This is a genomic window from Paraburkholderia terricola, from assembly GCF_003330825.1.
In the GTDB taxonomy this organism is placed as follows: Bacteria; Pseudomonadota; Gammaproteobacteria; order Burkholderiales; family Burkholderiaceae; genus Paraburkholderia; species Paraburkholderia terricola.
The window spans coordinates 2,776,362-2,795,752 of the sequence record NZ_CP024941.1; the positions used below are offsets into that span (position 1 = coordinate 2,776,362).

Genomic DNA, 19,391 nt, shown 5'->3' on the forward strand with positions numbered 1-19,391 from the left:
GTTGACGGTCTCCGGTTTTTCCGCTGGACCGATTGTTTTTGGATTGAGGACAGCGAGGAACTGATTCGGGCCGCTGAGGTGCAACTTAGGTGCGAACTTAGGTGCCGCCTTAAGTGCCGCCCCCGAGCGCGTGCCGGAGCCGTTTCTGCTCGACCCGGATGCCTAGTTCACTCGCGAGATCGACGACCGGCTTCAGTCGGCGCTGCTTTTTTTCCTGATGATTGCCGGCGATATCGGCGAGACGGTGGGCGAGAAACGGGTTTTCGAAACGATCGCGCACGTCGTCGAGATATTTGCTGGCGATTTCGTACTGGCCCAGTGCCTCGAAAACCGGAAGCACTTCATCCTTCCATGTCGATTCAAGCGCTCCACGCCAGGATTCGTTGCGCATGCCATCCAGTACGGTGGTGCCGGCTTCTCCTCGCGAACCGAGCCAGAACTCCGCAAGCATCGTGTGGCCGAGATTGAGCAGGAAAAGCTTCAAGCGTTCGAAATGGGCCAGATCGTCGGTGACGATGATGCTCTCGTGCCGGCACGGCAGCACCATGCCCTCCTGACGCTCGATCGCCCACAGCGCGTAGGGCTCGGCCACCGCCCCGACGGGATCGATGGCTTCCGAGACGATCCGGTCGACCAGCGAGTTGACCCAGATGCAGTCATGCGCCAGGTAGTGGAGGAAGCCCGGCTCCATGTGCCAGCCACGCGCGACCGACATCACCAGATCGCGCAGGACATCGCCATTGCGCGAAATCAGTTCGCAGGGCAGCACGGTGATCGCCTTGCCTCCCGCGCGATAACGTTCGTGCAGCAAAGCGGCCAGCTTCGCCGCGAAGCCGCGCGGCGCGGAGCCTGCGGCCAGCGTGGAGGCCGTGTCTTCGGCGAACAGCGCATAGCCGTTGTCCGCCGTGTTCGACACGATCACCTCCACCTGATCCCGGATGCGCTCGAGCAATGCGGGCCAGTCATCGTCGGCGTGGAGCGCTTGCGCGACGCTATCGCATTCGATGGTCAGGTCGACTGTCTGCTTGCGCTGCAAACCGCGGATGCGAACGGGATATCGGCCGGTTGCGCGAAGCGCCTCGATACGCGCGCGGCTTTGCGGGCTCGTGGTCGTTTGCACGACGGCGATCTTGCCCAACGTGTCGTCTGGATGACGGCGCGCCGCCTCGCACACGAACAGGTCGACATGCGCTTGCAAGAATCGGCTGGTTCCAAACTGAAGAATCGGACAGGTCGTGATTGTCATTCGCAGAGCTCGCCCTTCAGCATTCGACAATCGCTTTGACGACACCCGCGGAGGGCGCCAGCAGCTTCGAAAATTCGGTGGGAAGGGACGACAGTTGCAGACGATGGGTGTTGAGCGCCGCGTCGGGAATCTTCCCCGCGCGCATGGCGTCGAGGACGGTGTCGAAGTCTTCCAGCGTCGCATTTCTGCTGCCCAGCAGCGTCGCCTCGCGCTTATGGAACTCGGGGTCGGAGAACGATATGACGTCCTTGACGACAGAGATGAGGACGTATTTCCCGCCGTGCGCAATAAACTCGAAGCCGCGCCGCATGGCGTCCGCGTTGCCGGTTGCATCGAATACCACGTCGAAGAATTCGCCGTCCGTGAGTTCGCTCAGGCGCTCGACATCCCCCTCGCCGAGGGCAACCGACGCCGCCACTTCTATCTTCGCGGAACAGAAGGCCAGGCGATCCGCTCGTGAATCGAGGGCGGTCACGGTGGCCCCTCGCAGCTTGGCGAAGATCATGGCCGCCATGCCGATGGGCCCGGCGCCGACAACCAGCACGCGCTGTCCGGCGCTGACGTCCGCGCGCCGTACCGCATGCGCGCCGATCGCGAGAAATTCGACCATGGCGGCCTGGTCGAGCGTCACGCCTTCCGCCTTGCGTACGAACTGGGCCGGCACGCTCAGATACTCGGTCATCGCGCCGTCCCGGTGAACGCCGAGGACCTGGATGTTCACGCAGCAATTGGTCTTGCCGTTACGGCACGCAATACATTTGCCGCACGACAGATACGGCATCACATACACGGCATCGCCGACGTTCAAGGCCGAACTGTCGTCGGCCTCTTCGACCGTGCCCGACAGTTCGTGGCCCATCACGCGGGGATACTGGAGGTAGGGCTGATTCCCCGTGAAGATGTGCATGTCGGTGCCACACACACCCACGCGCCTGACTCTGAGCAGAACCTCGCCCGCCGCGCGTTCGGGAATCGAGCGCATCTCCGAGCGGAGCGTTCCGGGGTTGTCACAAATAACAGTAAGCATGATTAAGTGGCCTTTATTGACGATTCGTCATGGATCGGACAGAGACATTCTCTGCCTCCACGCTGTCTTTTTCGCGGGCTCGTGAATGAGCGGGAAAAGACTCGCTGACTACCCGAAGCCGCCGCACACTGCGCAAATCAGAGCAGCAGCCCGACGCGTTTGTTGGGCGTAGAATAGTTTTCTCAATAAGAATTGGTCAAGCCACTTTGCCGATTCGCGGGTAAATACGGAGATGTTTCGGGCGAATCCACGGGTGTTTTAGGTGTAAACCCGTACCTATGTGGCGTTTCGGCGCCCTTTCAGGTCAGGCCAATTTAAACCAAACCGATGCATGAAAGCTCAGACCATGGAACTCAAATCGGTACAGCCGCGCCGGCTTTATCATCTGATCGGCGATCAGATTCGCGCGTATATCGCGGCGAATCATCTTTCGACGGGCGACCGGCTCCCTCCGGAACGCGACCTGGCCCAGCAGTTGAATGTCTCGAGGCCCTCCGTGCGCGAGGCGCTGATCGCGCTCGAAATTCAGGGTGTGGTCGAGATCAAAATGGGCGCCGGCGTTTTCGTGTGCTCCGCCGCACCGGTCTCCGAGGCGCTACGCGACAAGATCGGCGATAGTCCAAGCGACATCATGCAGGCGCGCGCGGCAATCGAAGGTTGCGTTGCGTCGCTGGCGTGCGCGCGTCTGACCGACGAGGGCCTGTCACGTCTACAAGAACTCGTTGCGGACATGCGGCGCTCGATCGCGGAAGGCGGTTCGCCCGTGGAGGCTGATCGGCAATTTCACATGTGTATTGCCGAGATGGCGCAGAACGCGGTGCTGACACGTGTGGTCGGCGAACTGTTCGACGAGCGTCACGCACCCATCGCGGAAAAGTTAAGACGTCAGACGGAAAACGCATCGACCTGGAGTGCGGCGCTCGTCGAGCACGAAATGATCGTCGCCGCGCTGATCGCGCGCGACGCGCTGGAGGCGCAAACGGCCATGCGGTTGCATCTGAAGGCGTCTGAAGTTCGCTGGATCGGCTCGCTCAACACGGGTCATTAGCCGGCGTCATCAGATCGGCGCGACACCTGGAACCGGGACATCGAGCGACGCTTGTTAACCGCGGGCGCTCGGAGCGCGGCCGGCACGTGCAGGCCGCTGGCGGTTGTCGATCCCCATGCGACTCGTTCGTCGTATCTACGAACCGATCGGGTTCGTGGACCAGGAGAGCATCATGCGCAAGCTCATCGTTTCCGCTTTCATCAGTCTGGATGGCGTCATTCAATCGCCTGGCGGGCCGCGAGAAGATCCCAGCGGCGAATTCCGCCTTGGCGGCTGGATCGTTCCCTATGCGGACGAAGCCACCGGCCAACACTTGCACGATCTGCTCTCGCAGCCGTTCGACTTGCTGCTGGGGCGCCGCACCTACGACATATTCGCGTCGTATTGGCCGCGCGTACCGGCCGATTCAAACAGCCGCGCCATCGCCGACCTGTTCAACAGCGTACCCAAGCACGTGGCCACGCATCGATCCGACACCCTCGACTGGCAGAACAGTCATGCGCTGGAGGGCGAGCTTGCCGACGCGATACGCGCGCTCAAAGATCGGCACGGCGCCAATCTGCTGACGTTTGGCAGCGGCGACATGGTGCGCCAACTGCTCGCGGCCGGTTTGGTGGACGAGCTTCGGCTTCTGATTTATCCCGTCATGCTGGGGCGCGGCAAGCGCCTGTTCGGCGACGACGCGGCAGCGTCCGCGTTGACTCTGGCGCACTCGGCCAGCACCCCTCACGGCGTGCTGGTCACCCGCTACCTGCGCAACGGCGCGGTACGCACAGGAACGTTCGAAGAAGTCGATTAACGCTCCGCGCAGCGAGAGCGCGCGTCCCGGCAAGCTGCCAGGAAGCACGAATCGCAGCCGTTTCAAAGACTTTTACCGGCGCTGCGCGCTCTGGCTGTCACCACGGCCAGGCGTCGTTTTGCTCGCCAACGCACGACCGACGCCATGCGGCCCGGGGTATAGTATGTCGTTCGCGGGGTCACGCTGCGGGCTGCATCTGGGTACATCTTCAACGGCGGGTCCAACGACCCCGATAGTGCCCTTGGGGAACAGCATGAGGGGCTTGCTTCTGGCATTGGCATGCGTGTGTATGCCGTGGGTTGCCACGGCGCAGGGTGTGTTGACGGCCCCCGTGTCCGCCGCCTCGGTCGTCGCCACGAGGGACTACCTGGAGGAAGCGAAGCGCGTTGTCGAAGCCGCGACGCAACCCGCCGCGCCCTGGAACGGGCCGCGCAAGGGACCGCGCGCCCAGGCCGGCAAATACATCGCCGTCGTCGCCGAGGATTTGCGCAACGGCGGCATCCTCGGCGTGGTCGACGGGGTGCTGGAGGCGGCCAAGGCCATCGGCTGGAGCGTGAAGATATTCGACAGCGGCGGCACCCCGAATCTGCGGCTCAAGATGCTGGCCAACGGGCTGGCAAGTCGTCCGGACGGGCTGATCATCGTCGGCGGCGACGCACGCGCATTGCTGCCCGGGCTGCAGCCGTTCGCGGAACGGGGCATCCCGATCGTCGGCTGGCATGTCGCGGCCCAGGCCGGACCCGTACCCGGCACGCCCGTGGCGATGAACGTATCGACAGATCCGCTCGAGGTCGCGCGCGTCACCGCGCTGGCAGCCATCGCGCAGTCCGGCGGGCATGCGGGAGCCGTCGTGTTCACCGACACCAATTTCGAGGTTGCGCAAGGCAAGGCGGATGCAATGGCTGCCGTCGTGCGCGCGTGCGGCGGCTGCACGTTGCTCGAAGTGCGCGACGTGGCGATCTCGCGCAATCAGGAACTGATGCCGGGCACGACACGCGCATTGCTCGCGCACTATGGCAAGCGCTGGACGCATGCGCTGGCGATCAACGACATCTACTTCGACTACGCCGCCCCGGTGCTGACCCAGGCCGGGCTATCGAACGCCGCCATGGTCATGCTCTCGGCCGGCGACGGCAGCGAGTCCGCCTTTCTGCGCATCCGGACGGGCACGTTCCAGACCGGCACGGTGGCCGAACCGCTGAACCTGCACGGCTGGCAGTTGATCGACGAGATGAACCGGCTCCTGGCCCGGGAAGCCGTCACGGGTTACGTGTTTCCGGTGCATCTCGTGACGGCGGACAACATCGCCGCGGACGGCGGCGACCGCCTGATCTACGACCCCGCCAACGGCTATCGCGACATCTATCGCCGCATCTGGCAACGCCCGTGAAACTACCGCTCCCACAGTCGCTCACCGCGCAATTCGCGCTCGTGGTTTCGTGCCTCGCGGCCCTGGTGGTCGCGGTCGGCGCCACGACCATCTATTCGTTGACCGGTTCGGCCTACGCGATCCGCCAGTTGGCCGAGCAGCGGCTGGCGCGCCTGGAGGATGCGCAGGGCCTCGCGCAGCACACCCTGATGATCGAACGCATGGCCTTGCAGTTGTCGAGCGACGATACCGTCGACGCCGTGCGCGAGACGCATCGGCACATCCTCGACGAGTTGTCCTCCTTCGATCGTCTGATGGACCGCGTGGCCTCCGCGACCACGGGCGAGGACGTCGGTGTCGACGCGCTCGCGCTGCGCCGATCGAGCCAGCACTTCCGCAACACGGTCAACATCGAGGCGCAGGTGCGCGAGACCGCGTTGAGCGCCAGCGCCACGCCGATGTCCGCCTCGCAGCCCGGCGCGTCGTTGGCGAGCCTGGACGACGATCTGCGCCGCCAGGCCGACACCCTCGCCGTCGCGGCGCGCCGGCAGTCGGACTATTTCACGCACAAGTACCGCGAAGCGGTGCAGGATCTGGCCGAGCACTCGGACCGCACGCGCAGATGGGTCATCGGCGAGGTTGCGATAAGCCTGCTGCTCGCCTGGCTGATTGCCAGCGCATTCCTCGGACGCCACGTCGTGGCGCGACTGCGCCAGGTCAGCCACTCGCTGCGGCACGGTGATGTCGACAGCGCGCAAGCCGGCGTGCCCGTGCACGGCGGCGACGAAATTGCCGACATGGCGCGCGCGGTCGAGCAGTTCCTGGAAGACCGGCGCCAGCGCAGGCAAGCCGAGGACGCGCTGAAGGAACTCAATGCCGAACTGGAGGCGCGCGTCGCGCGACGCACGGCCGAACTCAGCACCGCGCTTGCGGGCCGGACCGCCGAGATCGTCGAACGTCAGCACGCGGAAGAGGCCGCGCGAGCAAGCGAGCACTTCCTGAACAGCATCGTCGAGCACATCCCGGACACGATCTTCGTCAAGGATGCGGCGACCCTGCGCTTCGTGCGCTTCAACAAGGCGGGAGAGCAACTGCTCGGCTACCGGCGCGAGGAACTCATCGGCAAGTCCGTCCACGACCTGTTTCCGGCGCGGGAGGCCAGTTTCTTCGCGCAGAAGGATCGTGCCGTGCTCGAGTCGCGGCAGATGATCGACGTGCCGGAGGAACTGGTTCACACGCGTCACGGAACGCGCCTCGTGCATACGATGAAGATCCCGATCGTCGATGTGCATGGCGAACCGAAGTTCCTGCTCGGCATCTCGCGCGACATCACGGAGCACAAGCGCGCCGAAGAGGAACTGCGGCGCTATCGCGAGCACCTCGAGGACATGATCCGCGAACGAACGGCCGAACTGGCCGTCGCCAAGGAGCGCGCCGACGCGGCCAACCAGGCCAAGAGCGACTTTCTTGCGCACATGAGCCACGAACTGCGCACACCGTTGAACGGGATTCTCGGCTACGCGCAGATCCTCAAGCGCGACAAGAATTTCGATCAACGCCAGATCGACGGGCTCACGGTGATCCAGCGCAGCGGCGAATACCTGCTGGCGCTCATCAACGACATCCTGGATATGGCCAAGATCGACGCCGCGAGGGTGGAGCTCAACATGTCCGATATTCCGCTCGACCGGTTCATCAACTTCGTTGCCGAGACGATCCGGGTGAAGGCAACGGAAAAGGGCCTGGCCTTCGCGCTTGAAATGCCACCTGATCTTCCCGCAGGCGTACGAGTCGACGAAAAACGCTTGCGCCAGGTGCTGCTCAACCTGCTCTCGAATGCAATCCGCTTTACCGACGAGGGAAGTGTGCGTCTATGCGTCGGTTTCTCCCCGCCGGGGCGGCTGCGTTTCGAAGTGCGGGACACGGGCATCGGCATAGACCGGGAACATCTGGAGGCGATCTTCCGGGCTTTCGAGCAAGTGGGCGACGTTTCGCATCGGCATGGCGGCACGGGGCTGGGTCTCGCCATCAGCCGGCAGCTCGTGCGCTTGATGGGCGGCGAGATCCACGTCGAAAGCCGCCGCGGTGCTGGCAGCACTTTCTGGTTCGAACTGGACGTGCCGGTGGTTGCGCCCATGGCGGCTGTCGTCCCGCCCGAGTGGGCGGCAAGCGGCTACAAGGGGCCGCGCAAGACTGTGCTGGTCGTGGATGATGTGGCGGAAAACCGTGCCGTGGCCGTCGATATGCTCGGCCAGTTCGGATTCGACATGGCCGAGGCCGGCAATGGACTGGAAGCCCTGGAGAAAGCCAAAGCGCTGCGGCCGGCGCTCGTCCTGATGGATGTCGTCATGCCGGGGATGGACGGGCTCGAAGTCACGCGCCGCCTGCGCCAGATGCCGGAGTTCCGCGATCTGCCCATTGTCGCGGTTTCCGCCAGCGCCTCGAGGACCGATGCGGCGGAAAGCCTGGCAGCCGGTGCGAACGCCTTTCTGCCAAAGCCGATCGACTTCAGCGGGCTGTTGTCACAGCTCGCGGCCCTCCTGAAGATCGAGTGGTGTGACGAGGTTCCGAATACGCAAGCCATTGCATCGGGCCGAACGACAGTACCTGCCGCCGACTCCGCCGCCGAGGCGTTGATCGTGCCACCGCCCGAGGAGATCGAAGCGCTGCACTACCTGGCGCGACTCGGCGACATGCGTGCCATCGCGCAACACGCCGCGCACCTGATTGAACTCGACGAGCGCTATCGCCCTTTCGCCGATCACCTTTGCCAGTTGGCGAAGAACTACCAGTCCAAGGCAATCCTTCGTTTCATCGAGCAATACAGAGCCGCCGTTGGGACGTCTGAGTGAGAATCGTGGAGCGTGCTTGATGGGCCGTGAGGTGATGACGGGCATCGTCTCGCCTGTAGACCGTCATGCTGTGCTTTCAACGCGGTAACGCAACGTGGATATGGAAGCGTCTCATGCGCCTTGAAGGCGGCTCGAATTTCAGGCGCCAATGAAAAAGCCGCAACGCCTTTCGGCGTGCGGCTTTGATCTTTGGTCGGGGCGAGAGGATTTGAACCTCCGACCACCTGCACCCCATGCAGGTACGCTACCAGGCTGCGCTACGCCCCGAACAGCAAGGAATTATAACAGACACTTTATTCGATTAGAACCGCCGCACACCAACAAAGCGACCTAGCGACCCAACAGGTCGATCACCTGCAGCAATTCCTTGCGCAACTGCTCGACATCAACCGTGGGGGTGGCTGTTGCCGCTGCCGGCATCGCGACGCCCTCGCCTTCTCCGACCATCTCCGCCGACGCAGCGTGTGCCCCACCACCATGTGAGTCGAGCCGGTTGCGCGCACCGTTGATCGTGAAGCCCTGCTCGTACAACAACTCACGAATCCGCCGGATCAACAGCACCTCATGATGCTGATAGTACCGGCGATTGCCGCGCCGCTTGACCGGCCTCAACTGCGTGAACTCCTGCTCCCAATAGCGCAGCACATGCGGTTTCACGCCGCACAGTTCGCTAACCTCACCGATGGTGAAGTAGCGCTTCGCCGGAATCGGAGGCAAGACGACTTTTTCGATCGTCGCTGTCATCGTCAGTTAGCCGTCGTGGTGGGTTGCGCAGGAACGCGCCAGTCGATCAGCGCGTGAAGCTCGCTTCAGCGCCGTTCTCGACCAGTGCCTTCAGCTTTTGACTTGCATGAAACGTCACAACGCGGCGCGCGGCGATTGGAATCGCCTCGCCGGTCTTCGGGTTTCTGCCGGGACGCTGGGGTTTGTCGCGCAACTGAAAGTTGCCGAACCCGGACAGCTTCACGCTGTCGCCACTCTCCAGCGCGTCGCGAATCACTTCGAAGAACGCCTCGACCATGTCTTTCGCTTCCCGCTTGTTGAGCCCGACATTGTCGAACAGCAACTCGGCAAGTTCCGCCTTGGTGAGCGTGGGCGTTTCGGTGGAAACGGCCGCGGGTGATGTCGGAATATCGCGAATCATGGCGCTGCGTTGCGCCGTAAGAAGGGCTTCGAAATCACTCGAGTTCATTTCATTCATATCTATCAAATGGCGCGCCAAGCAGAAACAGAAGTTGCGGAAAAATGCCGTGCAAATATTAAATGCGGGTTATCCACGCAACCTTGCGCCAAATGCTCGAGCCAGACGTTCCACCAGAGTTTGAATGGCCAGATCGACCGTTTCATCCTGAAGGGTTCCGCCAGTATCTTGCAAGGTCACACGGAACGCAAGGCTTTTCTCGTGCGCGGCCAGACCACCGGAAGTGTTTGATTTTGGACGGAATTCGTCGAAAATTGCAACCCTCTGAACGGTCTTGCAGGCCTCTTCCGATTGCGCTTTCCCAAGCTCGTCCAGCAGCGCCTGAACCTCGATTTTCTGGTCGACGACCACCGCGATATCGCGACGCACCGGTGGGAATTTAGACACTTCCACCGGCGTGGGCAATACCCGCTGCATTAATGCGTCCGCTTCGATTTCAAACAGAATCGGCGCATGCGGCAATTCATATTTCTGCATCCAGCGCGGATGCAATTCACCAATCCAGCCGACTGCGCGTCCATTCAGTTCGATACGCGCGCAGCGGCCCGGATGCAATGCCGGATGCTCCGCTTTCACGAAGCGCGCCACTGCTGGCGCGAGCACCGCTTCGAGATCTGCCTTCACATCGAAGTAATCGACCGTGCGCGTGGACGCGCCCCACTGCTCCTCGAGCGCGGCGCCGTATGCGAGCGCGCCGATCATTTTCGGCTGCGCGAAACCTTCGACCGTCAATTCGCCCGCTTTGATCGACGGATCATGCAGGAATACGCGGCCAGCTTCGAATACGCGCACGCGGTCGGCCGCGCGGCGGTTCAGGTTGGTCCGCAGCACGTGGATCAGGCTGCCGAACAGCGTGGTGCGCATGACCGACAACTGGCTGGCAATCGGATTCAGCAGACGAACCGGTTTGTCGTTGCCGGCGAAGTCCTGCTCCCACTCGGCGTCCACGAAACTGAAGTTGACCGTTTCCGCGTAATCGCGCGCGGCGAGCGCGTGACGGAGCACGTGGATCGAGCGCTGCGTTTCATGGGTCGCGCGCATTTCGCTGGTGGCGACCGGCGGACGCGCCGGGATCTTTTCGAAGCCGTAGATACGCGCGACTTCCTCGATCAGATCTTCTTCGATTTCAATGTCGAAGCGATACGACGGCGGCATCACCGAGAACGTATCGCCCTCGCGTTCGAACGTGAGGCCGAGGCGCGTGAAAATCCGCGCGATTTCGTCCGCGTCGATCTTGATGCCGATGATGCGATTCGCGCGCGAGACGCGCATCTTCACAGGCTCGCGCTGGGGCACATTGACGATCTGATCGTCGACCGGGCCGGCTTGCCCGCCGCAGATATCGAGGATCAGTTGCGTGATGCGCTCGATGTGCTCGACCGTGGTCGCGTAATCGACGCCGCGCTCGAAGCGGTGGCCCGCGTCGGTGGAAAAATTGTATTTGCGCGAGCGGCCGCGAATGCTGTCCGGCCACCAGAACGCGGCTTCCAGATAGATGTTGGTCGTGTCGAGCGTGACGGCGGTGCTGTCGCCGCCCATGATGCCGGCGAGACTCTCGATATGCTGTTCGTCGGCAATCACGCCGACGCTTTCGTCGAGTTCGACCGTGTTGCCGTTCAAGAGCTTGAGCGTTTCGCCCTTGCGGCCCCAACGCACGTCCATGCCGCCGTGGATTTTGTCTAGGTCGAACACGTGCGACGGACGGCCGAGTTCGAGCATCACATAGTTCGAGATGTCGACGAGCGCGGAGATGCTGCGCTGGCCTGAACGTTCGAGGCGCTCGACCATCCAGTGCGGCGACTTCGCGCGTGCGTTGACGCCACGGATCACGCGGCCCGAGAAGCGGCCGCACAGATCAGGCGCCGAAATTTTCACAGGCAGCGTTTCGTTGAGCTGGACAGGCGCCGGCTTGATCTCGAGCGGGCGCAACGGCGCACCGGTGATCGCCGAGGTCTCGCGCGCCACGCCGAACACCGACAGACAGTCGGCCTTGTTCGGCGTCAGCTTGATTTCGAAGACCGTGTCGTCGAGATTGAGCGTCTCGCGGATGTCCTGGCCGATCGGCGTATCTTCCGGCAGGATCATCAGGCCGCTATGGTCTTCCGATAGCTTCAGTTCGCGTGCCGAGCACAGCATGCCCTGGCTTTCCACGCCGCGCAGTTTCGAGAGCTTGATCGCGAACGGCGCGCCGCCCGCTTCGGCTGGCGGCAATTGCGCGCCCACCAGCGCGACCGGCACCTTGATGCCCGGCGCGACATTCGGCGCGCCACATACGATGTTCAGCGTTTCGCCGGTGCCGGCATTGACCTGACACACGTTGAGCTTATCCGCGTCCGGGTGCTTGACGACTTCCAGCACCTGGCCCACGACGATCTTCGAGGTCGGTGGCGCGGCCGGCCGCAGGTCTTCGACTTCGAGACCCGCCATCGTCAACGCGTGCGACAGTTCATCGGTCGTGAGTTGCGGATCGACAAAAGTTCTCAGCCAGGATTCCGGGAATTGCATGGTTCTGTGTACGTTCTGATCAGGTTAGGTCCACGTCCGGCGGTGCGCTTGATCGAGTGATTCATCCACACTGCCGGGGACGCTGGCGGCATGCACTGTGTGCGGTGCCGCGCTCTATGCTTGTCGCGTTCGTACGCGCCGGTTCACGCAAATTGGCGCAGGAAACGCAGATCGTTCTCGAAGAACAGACGCAGATCCTGCACGCCGTAACGCAACATCGTGAGCCGTTCGAGCCCGCTGCCGAAAGCAAATCCGATGTAGCGCTCGGGGTCCAGACCCATGTTGCGGATCACCGTGGGGTGAACCTGGCCTGAGCCCGAAATCTCGAGCCACTTGCCGGCATTCTTGCCCGTTTCGAACAGCATATCGATTTCGGCCGACGGTTCCGTGAACGGAAAATACGACGGACGGAAGCGCACGAGAATATCGTCGCGCTCGAAGAATTTTTTCAGGAAGTCGGTATAGACGCCCTTCAGGTCCGCGAAACTGATGTTCTCGTCGATCCACAGACCTTCGACCTGGTTGAACATCGGCGAATGCGTTGCATCGCTATCCACGCGATATGTACGGCCCGGCACGATCACCTTGATCGGTGGCGTGTTGGTGCGCGCGTAGCGCACCTGCATCGGGCTCGTATGCGTGCGCAGCAGCAGTTGGCGGCCGTCGGCATCCTTGCCGTCGACGTAGAAAGTGTCCTGCATGGAACGCGCCGGATGGTTTTCCGGGCTGTTCAGCGAGGTGAAGTTGTACCAGTCGGTTTCGATTTCGGGGCCATCGGCCACGTCGAATCCGATCGTACGAAAAATCTGTTCGACGCGCTCCCATGTGCGCATCACCGGGTGCAGGCTGCCGGCTCCGGTGCCGCGACCGGGCAGCGTGACGTCAATGGCTTCAGCGGCGAGACGCTGATTCAGCAACGCGTCGGCCAGCGCCTGACGGCGCGCCGTCAACGCGGCTTCCACTTGTTGCTTGACGAGGTTGATCCGTGCGCCTTCAGCCTTGCGCGTTTCAGGATCGAGTTTGCCAAGGCCCTTCAACAATTCGGTCAGCGCACCCGATTTACCGAGAAAGCGGGCTTTCTCGTTCTCGAGGGTGGTGACGTCGGAGGCTTCTGCGAAGGCTTTTTGCGCGTCGGCGACAATCTGGTCCAGATCCATTGATCCCATCATTTCAACGTCAGTGTTCAATCGATGCAAAACTGGTTCTACCAACAAAAACGGGGCTCGGTGAGGAGCCCCGTTTTTGCTGCAGCGTCACCGAGACTACCGGATGTTCGCTGCAACGAACCACGCAGTGTTAATTGCCCAAAGCGCAATCAGGCTGCAACGGCGGCTTTCACCTGCTGAACGATCGCAGCAAAAGCAGCCTTGTCGAACACAGCCATGTCGGCCAGCACCTTGCGGTCGAGTTCGATCGAAGCCTTCTTCAGGCCGTTGATGAACACGCTGTACGTCATGTCGTGCTGACGCACCGCCGCATTGATACGCGTGATCCACAATGCACGGAACACACGCTTCTTGTTGCGGCGATCGCGGTAGGCGTACTGGCCTGCGCGCATGACCGCCTGCTTGGCGATGCGATAGACGTTATTGCGACGGCCGCGGTAACCCTTGGCCAGCTTGATGATCTTCTTGTGACGGGCCCGTGCGGTAACCCCACGTTTTACTCGAGGCATGTTTCGCTCCTATGAGTTTCGGTTAAGGGTTAAGCGAACGGCAGCATTGCGCGCACGGAGTTCAGATCGGAATCATGAACTGCCGTCGAACCACGCAGATGGCGTTTGTTCTTGGTGGTCTTCTTGGTAAGAATGTGGCGCTTGAAGGCTTGACCGCGCTTGACGGTACCGCCCGGACGCACCACGAAGCGCTTCGCAGCACTCTTCTTGGTCTTCATCTTCGGCATGACAACTCCATTATTAGATGGATATGGGTGTGCGGTCGGCCAGATGGCCATAACCCGCCCTTCGAAACCCATTCCACTTGGTATGCAGACCACCGATACTGCCGGCAGCCGCTTTTCAGGAAGCGGCGCGCATTTGCATAGGCGCCGTTCCGAAACTGCTGATGCCGCGCCGGACACCCGGCACAGCCTTCAATTCAACCGTTGACAACCGGAGCGCACACCACATGGCGCGCCGCCACTCCAGCCGCTTACTTCTTTTTCTTTGGAGCGAGCACCATGATCATCTGGCGCCCTTCCATTTTCGGCATTTGCTCGACCTGACCCACTTCGTCGAGGTCCGTGCGCAAGCGCTCGAGCATGCGCATACCGATTTCCTGGTGAGCCATTTCGCGGCCACGGAAACGCAACGTGATTTTCGTCTTGTCGCCGTCTTCGAGGAAGCGGATGAGGTTGCGCAGTTTGACGTTGTAGTCACCGTCGTCGGTACCCGGGCGGAACTTGACTTCCTTGACCTGGATGACCTTCTGCTTGAGCTTGGCCTCGTGTTGCTTCTTCGCTTCCTGGTACTTGAACTTGCCGTAGTCCATCAAGCGGCAAACCGGCGGAACCGCTTGCGGCGCGATTTCGACCAGATCCACGTCTTGCTGTTCCGACATGCGGAACGCATCAGCGAGTTTCACGATGCCGAGCGGTTCGTTCTCGACTCCGACCAGACGCACCTCGGGTGCCGTAATTTCACCGTTGATGCGGTGCGCAGACTTATCAGTAGCGATGTTACGTTTCCTCTAAAAATTAAAAAAACGAGCCGGGCTGCCAAGTGGCTCAGTTGAACGACTGCACGTCCTGACGCAGACGCTCAATGAAGGTATCGAGAGGCATGACGCCGAGATCGACACCACCACGGGCACGCACGGCTACCGTTTGGGCTTCACGCTCTTTGTCGCCGACCACAAGCAGGTACGGCACCTTTTCCAGCGTGTGCTCGCGTATTTTATAGCTAATCTTCTCGTTGCGCAAATCGGCCTCTACTCTAACCCCTTGTTTTTGCAACGATTGGGCTAGCGACTGTGCGTATTCGGCCTGACTTTCCGCAATGTTCATCACGACGACCTGCATCGGCGCGAGCCAGACAGGCATTGCACCGGCATGGTGCTCGATCAGAATGCCGAGGAAACGCTCCATTGATCCGACGATTGCCCGGTGCAGCATGATCGGCCGGCGGCGGCCATTGTCCTCGGCGACGTATTCCGCGCCCAGACGTTCCGGCAACACCATATCCAGTTGCAGCGTGCCGCATTGCCACGAGCGGCCGAGCGCGTCCTTGATGTGATATTCGACCTTCGGCCCGTAGAACGCGCCCTCGCCGGCCAATTCTTCCCACGTCACGCCGCATGCCGTCAACGCCTCGCGCAGACCCTGCTCCGCGCGGTCCCACGTCTCGTCCGTGCCGGCGCGCGCATCCGGGCGCAGAGACAGCTTGATCTCGACATTGTCGAAACCGAAGTCCTTATAGACGCTCATCGCCAGCGTGTTGAACGCGATCGACTCGCTGATGAACTGGTCTTCGGTACAGAAAATATGAGCGTCGTCCTGCACAAAACCGCGCACGCGCATCAGGCCGTGCAGCGCGCCCGACGACTCATTGCGGTGGCACGAGCCGAATTCCGCGTAACGCAACGGCAGGTCGCGATACGAGCGCAAGCCATGATTGAACACCTGCACGTGACCCGGACAGTTCATCGGCTTGATCGCATAGTCGCGCTTTTCCGATTCCGTCGTGAACATGTTTTCACGGTAGTTCTGCCAGTGGCCCGACGCTTCCCACAGCGAGCGGTCCATGATCATCGGCGTCTTGATTTCGAGGTAGCCGGCATCGTTCACGCGGCGGCGCATGTACTGCTCGACCTGCTGCCACAGCGTCCAGCCACGCGGATGCCAGAACACCATGCCCGGCGACTCGTCCTGCATGTGAAACAGATCGAGTTGCTTGCCGAGCTTGCGGTGGTCGCGCTTCTCCGCTTCCTCGAGCATGTGCAGATACGCGTCCTGGTCTTCCTTCTTCGTCCAGGCCGTACCGTAGATGCGCTGCAATTGCTCGTTCTTTGAATCGCCGCGCCAGTACGCGCCGGCCACCTTCATCAGCTTGAAGACTTTCAGCTTGCCGGTGGAGGGCACGTGCGGGCCGCGACACAAGTCGGTGAAGCCGCCATGCGAGTACAGCTTGATTTCGTCGCTGGCGGGAATCGATTCGATGATCTCGGCCTTGTACTTTTCGCCGATGCTCTTGAAGTAGTCCACGGCTTCGCCGCGCGACACCACGCGGCGCGAGACCGGCTCGTCTTTCTTCGCCAGTTCCTGCATGCGCTTTTCGATCTTTTCGAGGTCTTCCGGCGTGAAGGGACGGCTGTACGCGAAGTCGTAATAGAAGCCGTTGTCGATTACCGGGCCGATCGTGACTTGCGCTTCCGGATACAGATCCTTCACCGCGTACGCGAGCAAATGCGCCGTGGAGTGACGAATGATGTCGAGACCGTCTGCGTCTTTTTCCGTGACGATGGCAAGCGCCACATCGTGATCGATCAGCGTGGACGTATCGACGAGCTCGCCGTCGATCTTGCCGCCGAGCGCGGCTTTCGCGAGGCCGGGGCCGATCGAGGCCGCCACTTCGGCGACGGTCACCGGATGCTCGTACTGTCGAACAGAACCGTCAGGCAGACGTATCGAAACCATTTTGTTCTCCGTTGCCGACCGGCGGCGGCACATGCAATCAGGTCAAAAAGCCAAAAAAAATGCGGCCCCACTTTCGAGGGGCCGCATTCACATTTCCTGCAAACTACAGTGGCGAAAGTGGTCCTCGACTAGCGTCGCTCCGAAGTGGTTTCGGTCAACGTTCGCGGTGCCATAACCGTATTTGCCTTTTGCGCCAGGGCGCTTGCTGCAGTTTGCGAAACCCCGGCGCAAGCCGGAATTTCTCTTTCGTTGGTAGGCTCGATTGGACTCGAACCAACGACCCCCACCATGTCAAGGTGGTGCTCTAACCAGCTGAGCTACGAGCCTGAAGAAACGAGATTATATGGAGCACCACACTGCTTGGCAAGTACTTTTATGCACCGACTTTAAATTTCCAACGACCGCCTAAACAGCCAGCGAACGGCTGCCCCGGCGATGTGAGCCGCGGCACCTGTCCGTCAATTTTTGCGTGAGGCGCGCACCACGCCCGTCACCTCGCCGAGCAGCGTGCATGCGCGTTGAATCTGCGCGGCGCTCGACACCTCGACGGTGAATTGCATGAACGCGGCGTTCCTGCGGGTCTGCGTTTTCACGCCGATCACGTTCATCTTCTCGCGCGCGAACACTTCGGAGATATCGCGCAACAGGCCTTGCCGATCCGTTGCCTCGATCGTGAGGTCGACAGGATAGACGGACTGCCCGCGCCCGCTCATCACGTCCGCCGACCACGCCGTTTGCAACACACGCTCCGGCGCGCGCTCGGCCATGCGCAGGAAGGTCGGACAATCGCTGCGATGTATCGACATGCCCTTGCCGCGCGTCACGAAACCGCTGATATCGTCGGGCGGCGCGGGCCGGCAGCAGCGCGCAAGCTGCGTGAGCAACGCATCCACGCCGACCACCAGCACGCCCGTGGACGCGCCGCGCGCAACGCTCGCACCGCTGCTGCGCTTTTCGAACTGCTCGGGCGCCTCGACAACGGGCTCGGGCGGCGGCGCGTCGTGGAGCGCCTGCTCGACGAGCCGCAAACTGAACTCCTCCTTGCCGACCACCGAGAACAGATCGTCCGTCGTCTTGAAGCCGAGCTTGGCGGCAAGCTGATCGAGATTGACCGACGTCTTGCCCTCGCGCTGCAAGGTCTTTTCGACCATGGCGCGACCGCTCGCGATGTGCTCCTGGACCTCGACCGCGTTGAACCACGCGCGCACCTTCTGCCGCGCGCGCGGACTGTGCAGATAGCCAAGCTGCGGGTTGAGCCAGTCACGCGACGGACCGCCCTCCTTCACCGCGACGATCTCCACCGTCTGACCGTTCTGCAACGGCGTGTTGAGCGGCACCATCGCGCCGTCCACGCGCGCGCCGCGGCAGCGATGCCCCAGTTCGCTATGCAGGTGATACGCGAAATCGATGGGTGTGGCGCCGTGCGGCAACGGGATCACGCGCGCTTGCGGCGTGAGCACGTAGATGTGGTCGTCGTCGAGCGTGGCCTGGCGCAGTTGCTCCCACGGCTGCGCGGCGCGCTTCTCACCGTGCTCGCCCTCGGCGACATCGTCTTTCCAGGCGAGCAGTTGACGCAGCCACGCGATCTTCTCGTCGTACTTCTCGTTGGCGGCGAACTGACCGCCGTACCCGCGCGTGCCCGCTTCCTTATAGCGCCAGTGCGCGGCCACGCCGTACTCGGCGAACTGATGCATTTCGTGCGTGCGGATCTGCACTTCGAACGCGCGGCCGTCGTCGCCGATCACGACCGTATGCAGCGACTTGTAGCCGTTAGGCTTCGGCCGCGAAATGTAGTCGTCGAACTCTTTCGGCACCGGTTGCCACAGGTTGTGCACGATGCCGAGCACGGTATAGCAATCCTTGATGTCCGGCACGATCACGCGAAACGCCCGCACGTCGTACAGTTCGGCGAAGTCCAGTTCCTTGCCGCGCATCTTGCGCCAGATGCTGTAGATATGCTTCGGCCGGCCGCTGACTTCGGCGCGAATGTGCGCCGCGGCCAGTTCCTGCTGCAGCCGTTCGATGGCCTGCGCCACGTAGCTCTCGCGCTCCACGCGCTTTTCGTCGAGCAGCCGCGCGATGCGCTTATAGGTCTCGGGCTCTTCGAAGCGGAACGCGAGATCCTCGAGCTCCCACTTCAGTTGCCAGATGCCGAGACGGTTGGCGAGCGGCGCGTAGATATCGAGCGTCTCGCGGGCCACGTCCGGCGACGGCGAGAGCTTCGCCGCCGCGTAATAACGCAGCGATTGCAAGCGCGAAGCGAGCCGGATCAGCACCACGCGAATGTCTTGCGCGAACGCGAGCAGCATCTTGCGCAGCGCCTCGACCTGCGCACGGCGCGCGGCCTGCGCATCGCGCCCGGCTTCGGGCATCGTATTCTGCGAGGCGCGCAAGCTGACCGAGCCGAGGCGCAGCAACTTGCGCACGTTGCCGACCAGTTGCGCGACCTCGTCGCCGAACTTCTCGGCGATCATGCGCTCCGGGTCTTGCAGGTGCGGCGTCAACGCAAACAACGCCGCGGCCAGCACCGCCGGCGGGTCGACGTTGAGCGTGAGCATGATCGACGCCGTACCCGCCGCGTGATCCGCCAGCAACTCGCCCGAGGAGAAGCGCACCCCGCCCGCATGCTCGCGCACGAACGCCACCGCTTCGTCGAAAGAAGGAAGGGGTGTCGGCGTGCTCGTAACGATTTCGGTAGTCATGGTGCGGCGG

15 protein-coding genes and 2 tRNA genes are annotated in these 19,391 nt (G+C 62.1%); 4 read left to right on the forward strand and 13 right to left on the reverse strand.

From position 1 onward, the window contains the following. Positions 1 to 109 precede the first annotated feature (109 nt). A complete protein-coding gene (locus CUJ90_RS12290; RefSeq protein ID WP_114162873.1) occupies positions 110 to 1,246 on the reverse strand; it encodes a mannitol dehydrogenase family protein in 1,137 nt (378 codons plus the stop codon). Between the two features lie 16 nt (positions 1,247 to 1,262). Then, positions 1,263 to 2,273 carry a zinc-binding alcohol dehydrogenase family protein gene (locus CUJ90_RS12295; protein ID WP_114162874.1) on the reverse strand — a complete coding sequence of 337 codons (1,011 nt, stop codon included), beginning with the start codon at positions 2,271 to 2,273 and terminating at the stop codon, positions 1,263 to 1,265. Positions 2,274 to 2,604: 331 nt separating this feature from the next. Between CUJ90_RS12295 and CUJ90_RS12300 the strand changes: the two genes are divergently transcribed. The 4 genes from CUJ90_RS12300 (at position 2,605) to CUJ90_RS12315 (ending at position 8,341) form a co-directional block, all read left to right on the forward strand. Further along, positions 2,605 to 3,321, forward strand: a complete 717-nt coding sequence (locus tag CUJ90_RS12300) for a FadR/GntR family transcriptional regulator (RefSeq protein WP_244219919.1) — start codon at positions 2,605 to 2,607, stop codon at positions 3,319 to 3,321. 172 nt (positions 3,322 to 3,493) lie between these two features. Continuing rightward, entirely contained in the window at positions 3,494 to 4,120 is a 627-nt protein-coding gene (locus tag CUJ90_RS12305) for a dihydrofolate reductase family protein (RefSeq protein ID WP_114163542.1), read from the forward strand. 253 nt (positions 4,121 to 4,373) lie between these two features. Next, entirely contained in the window at positions 4,374 to 5,510 is a 1,137-nt protein-coding gene (locus CUJ90_RS12310; RefSeq protein ID WP_114162878.1) for a substrate-binding domain-containing protein, read from the forward strand. Further along, positions 5,507 to 8,341: an ATP-binding protein gene (locus tag CUJ90_RS12315; RefSeq protein ID WP_114162879.1), complete on the forward strand. Its 2,835-nt coding sequence runs from the start codon at positions 5,507 to 5,509 to the stop codon at positions 8,339 to 8,341. Before CUJ90_RS12310 ends, CUJ90_RS12315 begins: the two co-directional genes overlap by 4 nt. A 190-nt stretch (positions 8,342 to 8,531) precedes the next feature. Here CUJ90_RS12315 and CUJ90_RS12320 read toward each other — a convergent pair. The 11 genes from CUJ90_RS12320 to CUJ90_RS12375 form a co-directional block, all read right to left on the reverse strand. After that, positions 8,532 to 8,608: transfer RNA gene (locus CUJ90_RS12320), tRNA-Pro, on the reverse strand. 63 nt (positions 8,609 to 8,671) lie between these two features. Continuing rightward, a complete protein-coding gene (locus CUJ90_RS12325; protein ID WP_073430548.1) occupies positions 8,672 to 9,085 on the reverse strand; it encodes a MerR family transcriptional regulator in 414 nt (137 codons plus the stop codon). A gap of 46 nt (positions 9,086 to 9,131) precedes the next feature. Further along, complete coding sequence (locus tag CUJ90_RS12330; RefSeq protein WP_028200202.1) at positions 9,132 to 9,542, reverse strand: integration host factor subunit alpha; 411 nt, start codon at positions 9,540 to 9,542, stop codon at positions 9,132 to 9,134. A gap of 69 nt (positions 9,543 to 9,611) precedes the next feature. Next, on the reverse strand, positions 9,612 to 12,047 hold the full coding sequence (gene pheT / locus CUJ90_RS12335) for a phenylalanine--tRNA ligase subunit beta (RefSeq protein WP_114162880.1): 2,436 nt from the start codon (positions 12,045 to 12,047) through the stop codon (positions 9,612 to 9,614). Between the two features lie 143 nt (positions 12,048 to 12,190). Beyond that, on the reverse strand, positions 12,191 to 13,204 hold the full coding sequence (pheS, locus tag CUJ90_RS12340) for a phenylalanine--tRNA ligase subunit alpha (RefSeq protein ID WP_073430550.1): 1,014 nt from the start codon (positions 13,202 to 13,204) through the stop codon (positions 12,191 to 12,193). 158 nt (positions 13,205 to 13,362) lie between these two features. Next, positions 13,363 to 13,722 carry a 50S ribosomal protein L20 gene (gene rplT / locus CUJ90_RS12345; RefSeq protein WP_006052502.1) on the reverse strand — a complete coding sequence of 120 codons (360 nt, stop codon included), beginning with the start codon at positions 13,720 to 13,722 and terminating at the stop codon, positions 13,363 to 13,365. A 29-nt stretch (positions 13,723 to 13,751) separates the two neighbouring features. Then, positions 13,752 to 13,949, reverse strand: a complete 198-nt coding sequence (gene rpmI / locus CUJ90_RS12350; protein WP_006052501.1) for a 50S ribosomal protein L35 — start codon at positions 13,947 to 13,949, stop codon at positions 13,752 to 13,754. Positions 13,950 to 14,197: 248 nt separating this feature from the next. Continuing rightward, positions 14,198 to 14,722: a translation initiation factor IF-3 gene (gene infC, locus CUJ90_RS12355; RefSeq protein WP_073430551.1), complete on the reverse strand. Its 525-nt coding sequence runs from the start codon at positions 14,720 to 14,722 to the stop codon at positions 14,198 to 14,200. A 49-nt stretch (positions 14,723 to 14,771) separates the two neighbouring features. Beyond that, a complete protein-coding gene (thrS, locus tag CUJ90_RS12360) occupies positions 14,772 to 16,679 on the reverse strand; it encodes a threonine--tRNA ligase (protein ID WP_114162882.1) in 1,908 nt (635 codons plus the stop codon). A gap of 250 nt (positions 16,680 to 16,929) precedes the next feature. Beyond that, positions 16,930 to 17,006, reverse strand: a tRNA-Val gene (locus CUJ90_RS12370). Positions 17,007 to 17,137: 131 nt separating this feature from the next. Then, positions 17,138 to 19,381: a RelA/SpoT family protein gene (locus CUJ90_RS12375; protein ID WP_073430553.1), complete on the reverse strand. Its 2,244-nt coding sequence runs from the start codon at positions 19,379 to 19,381 to the stop codon at positions 17,138 to 17,140. Positions 19,382 to 19,391: the final 10 nt, after the last annotated feature.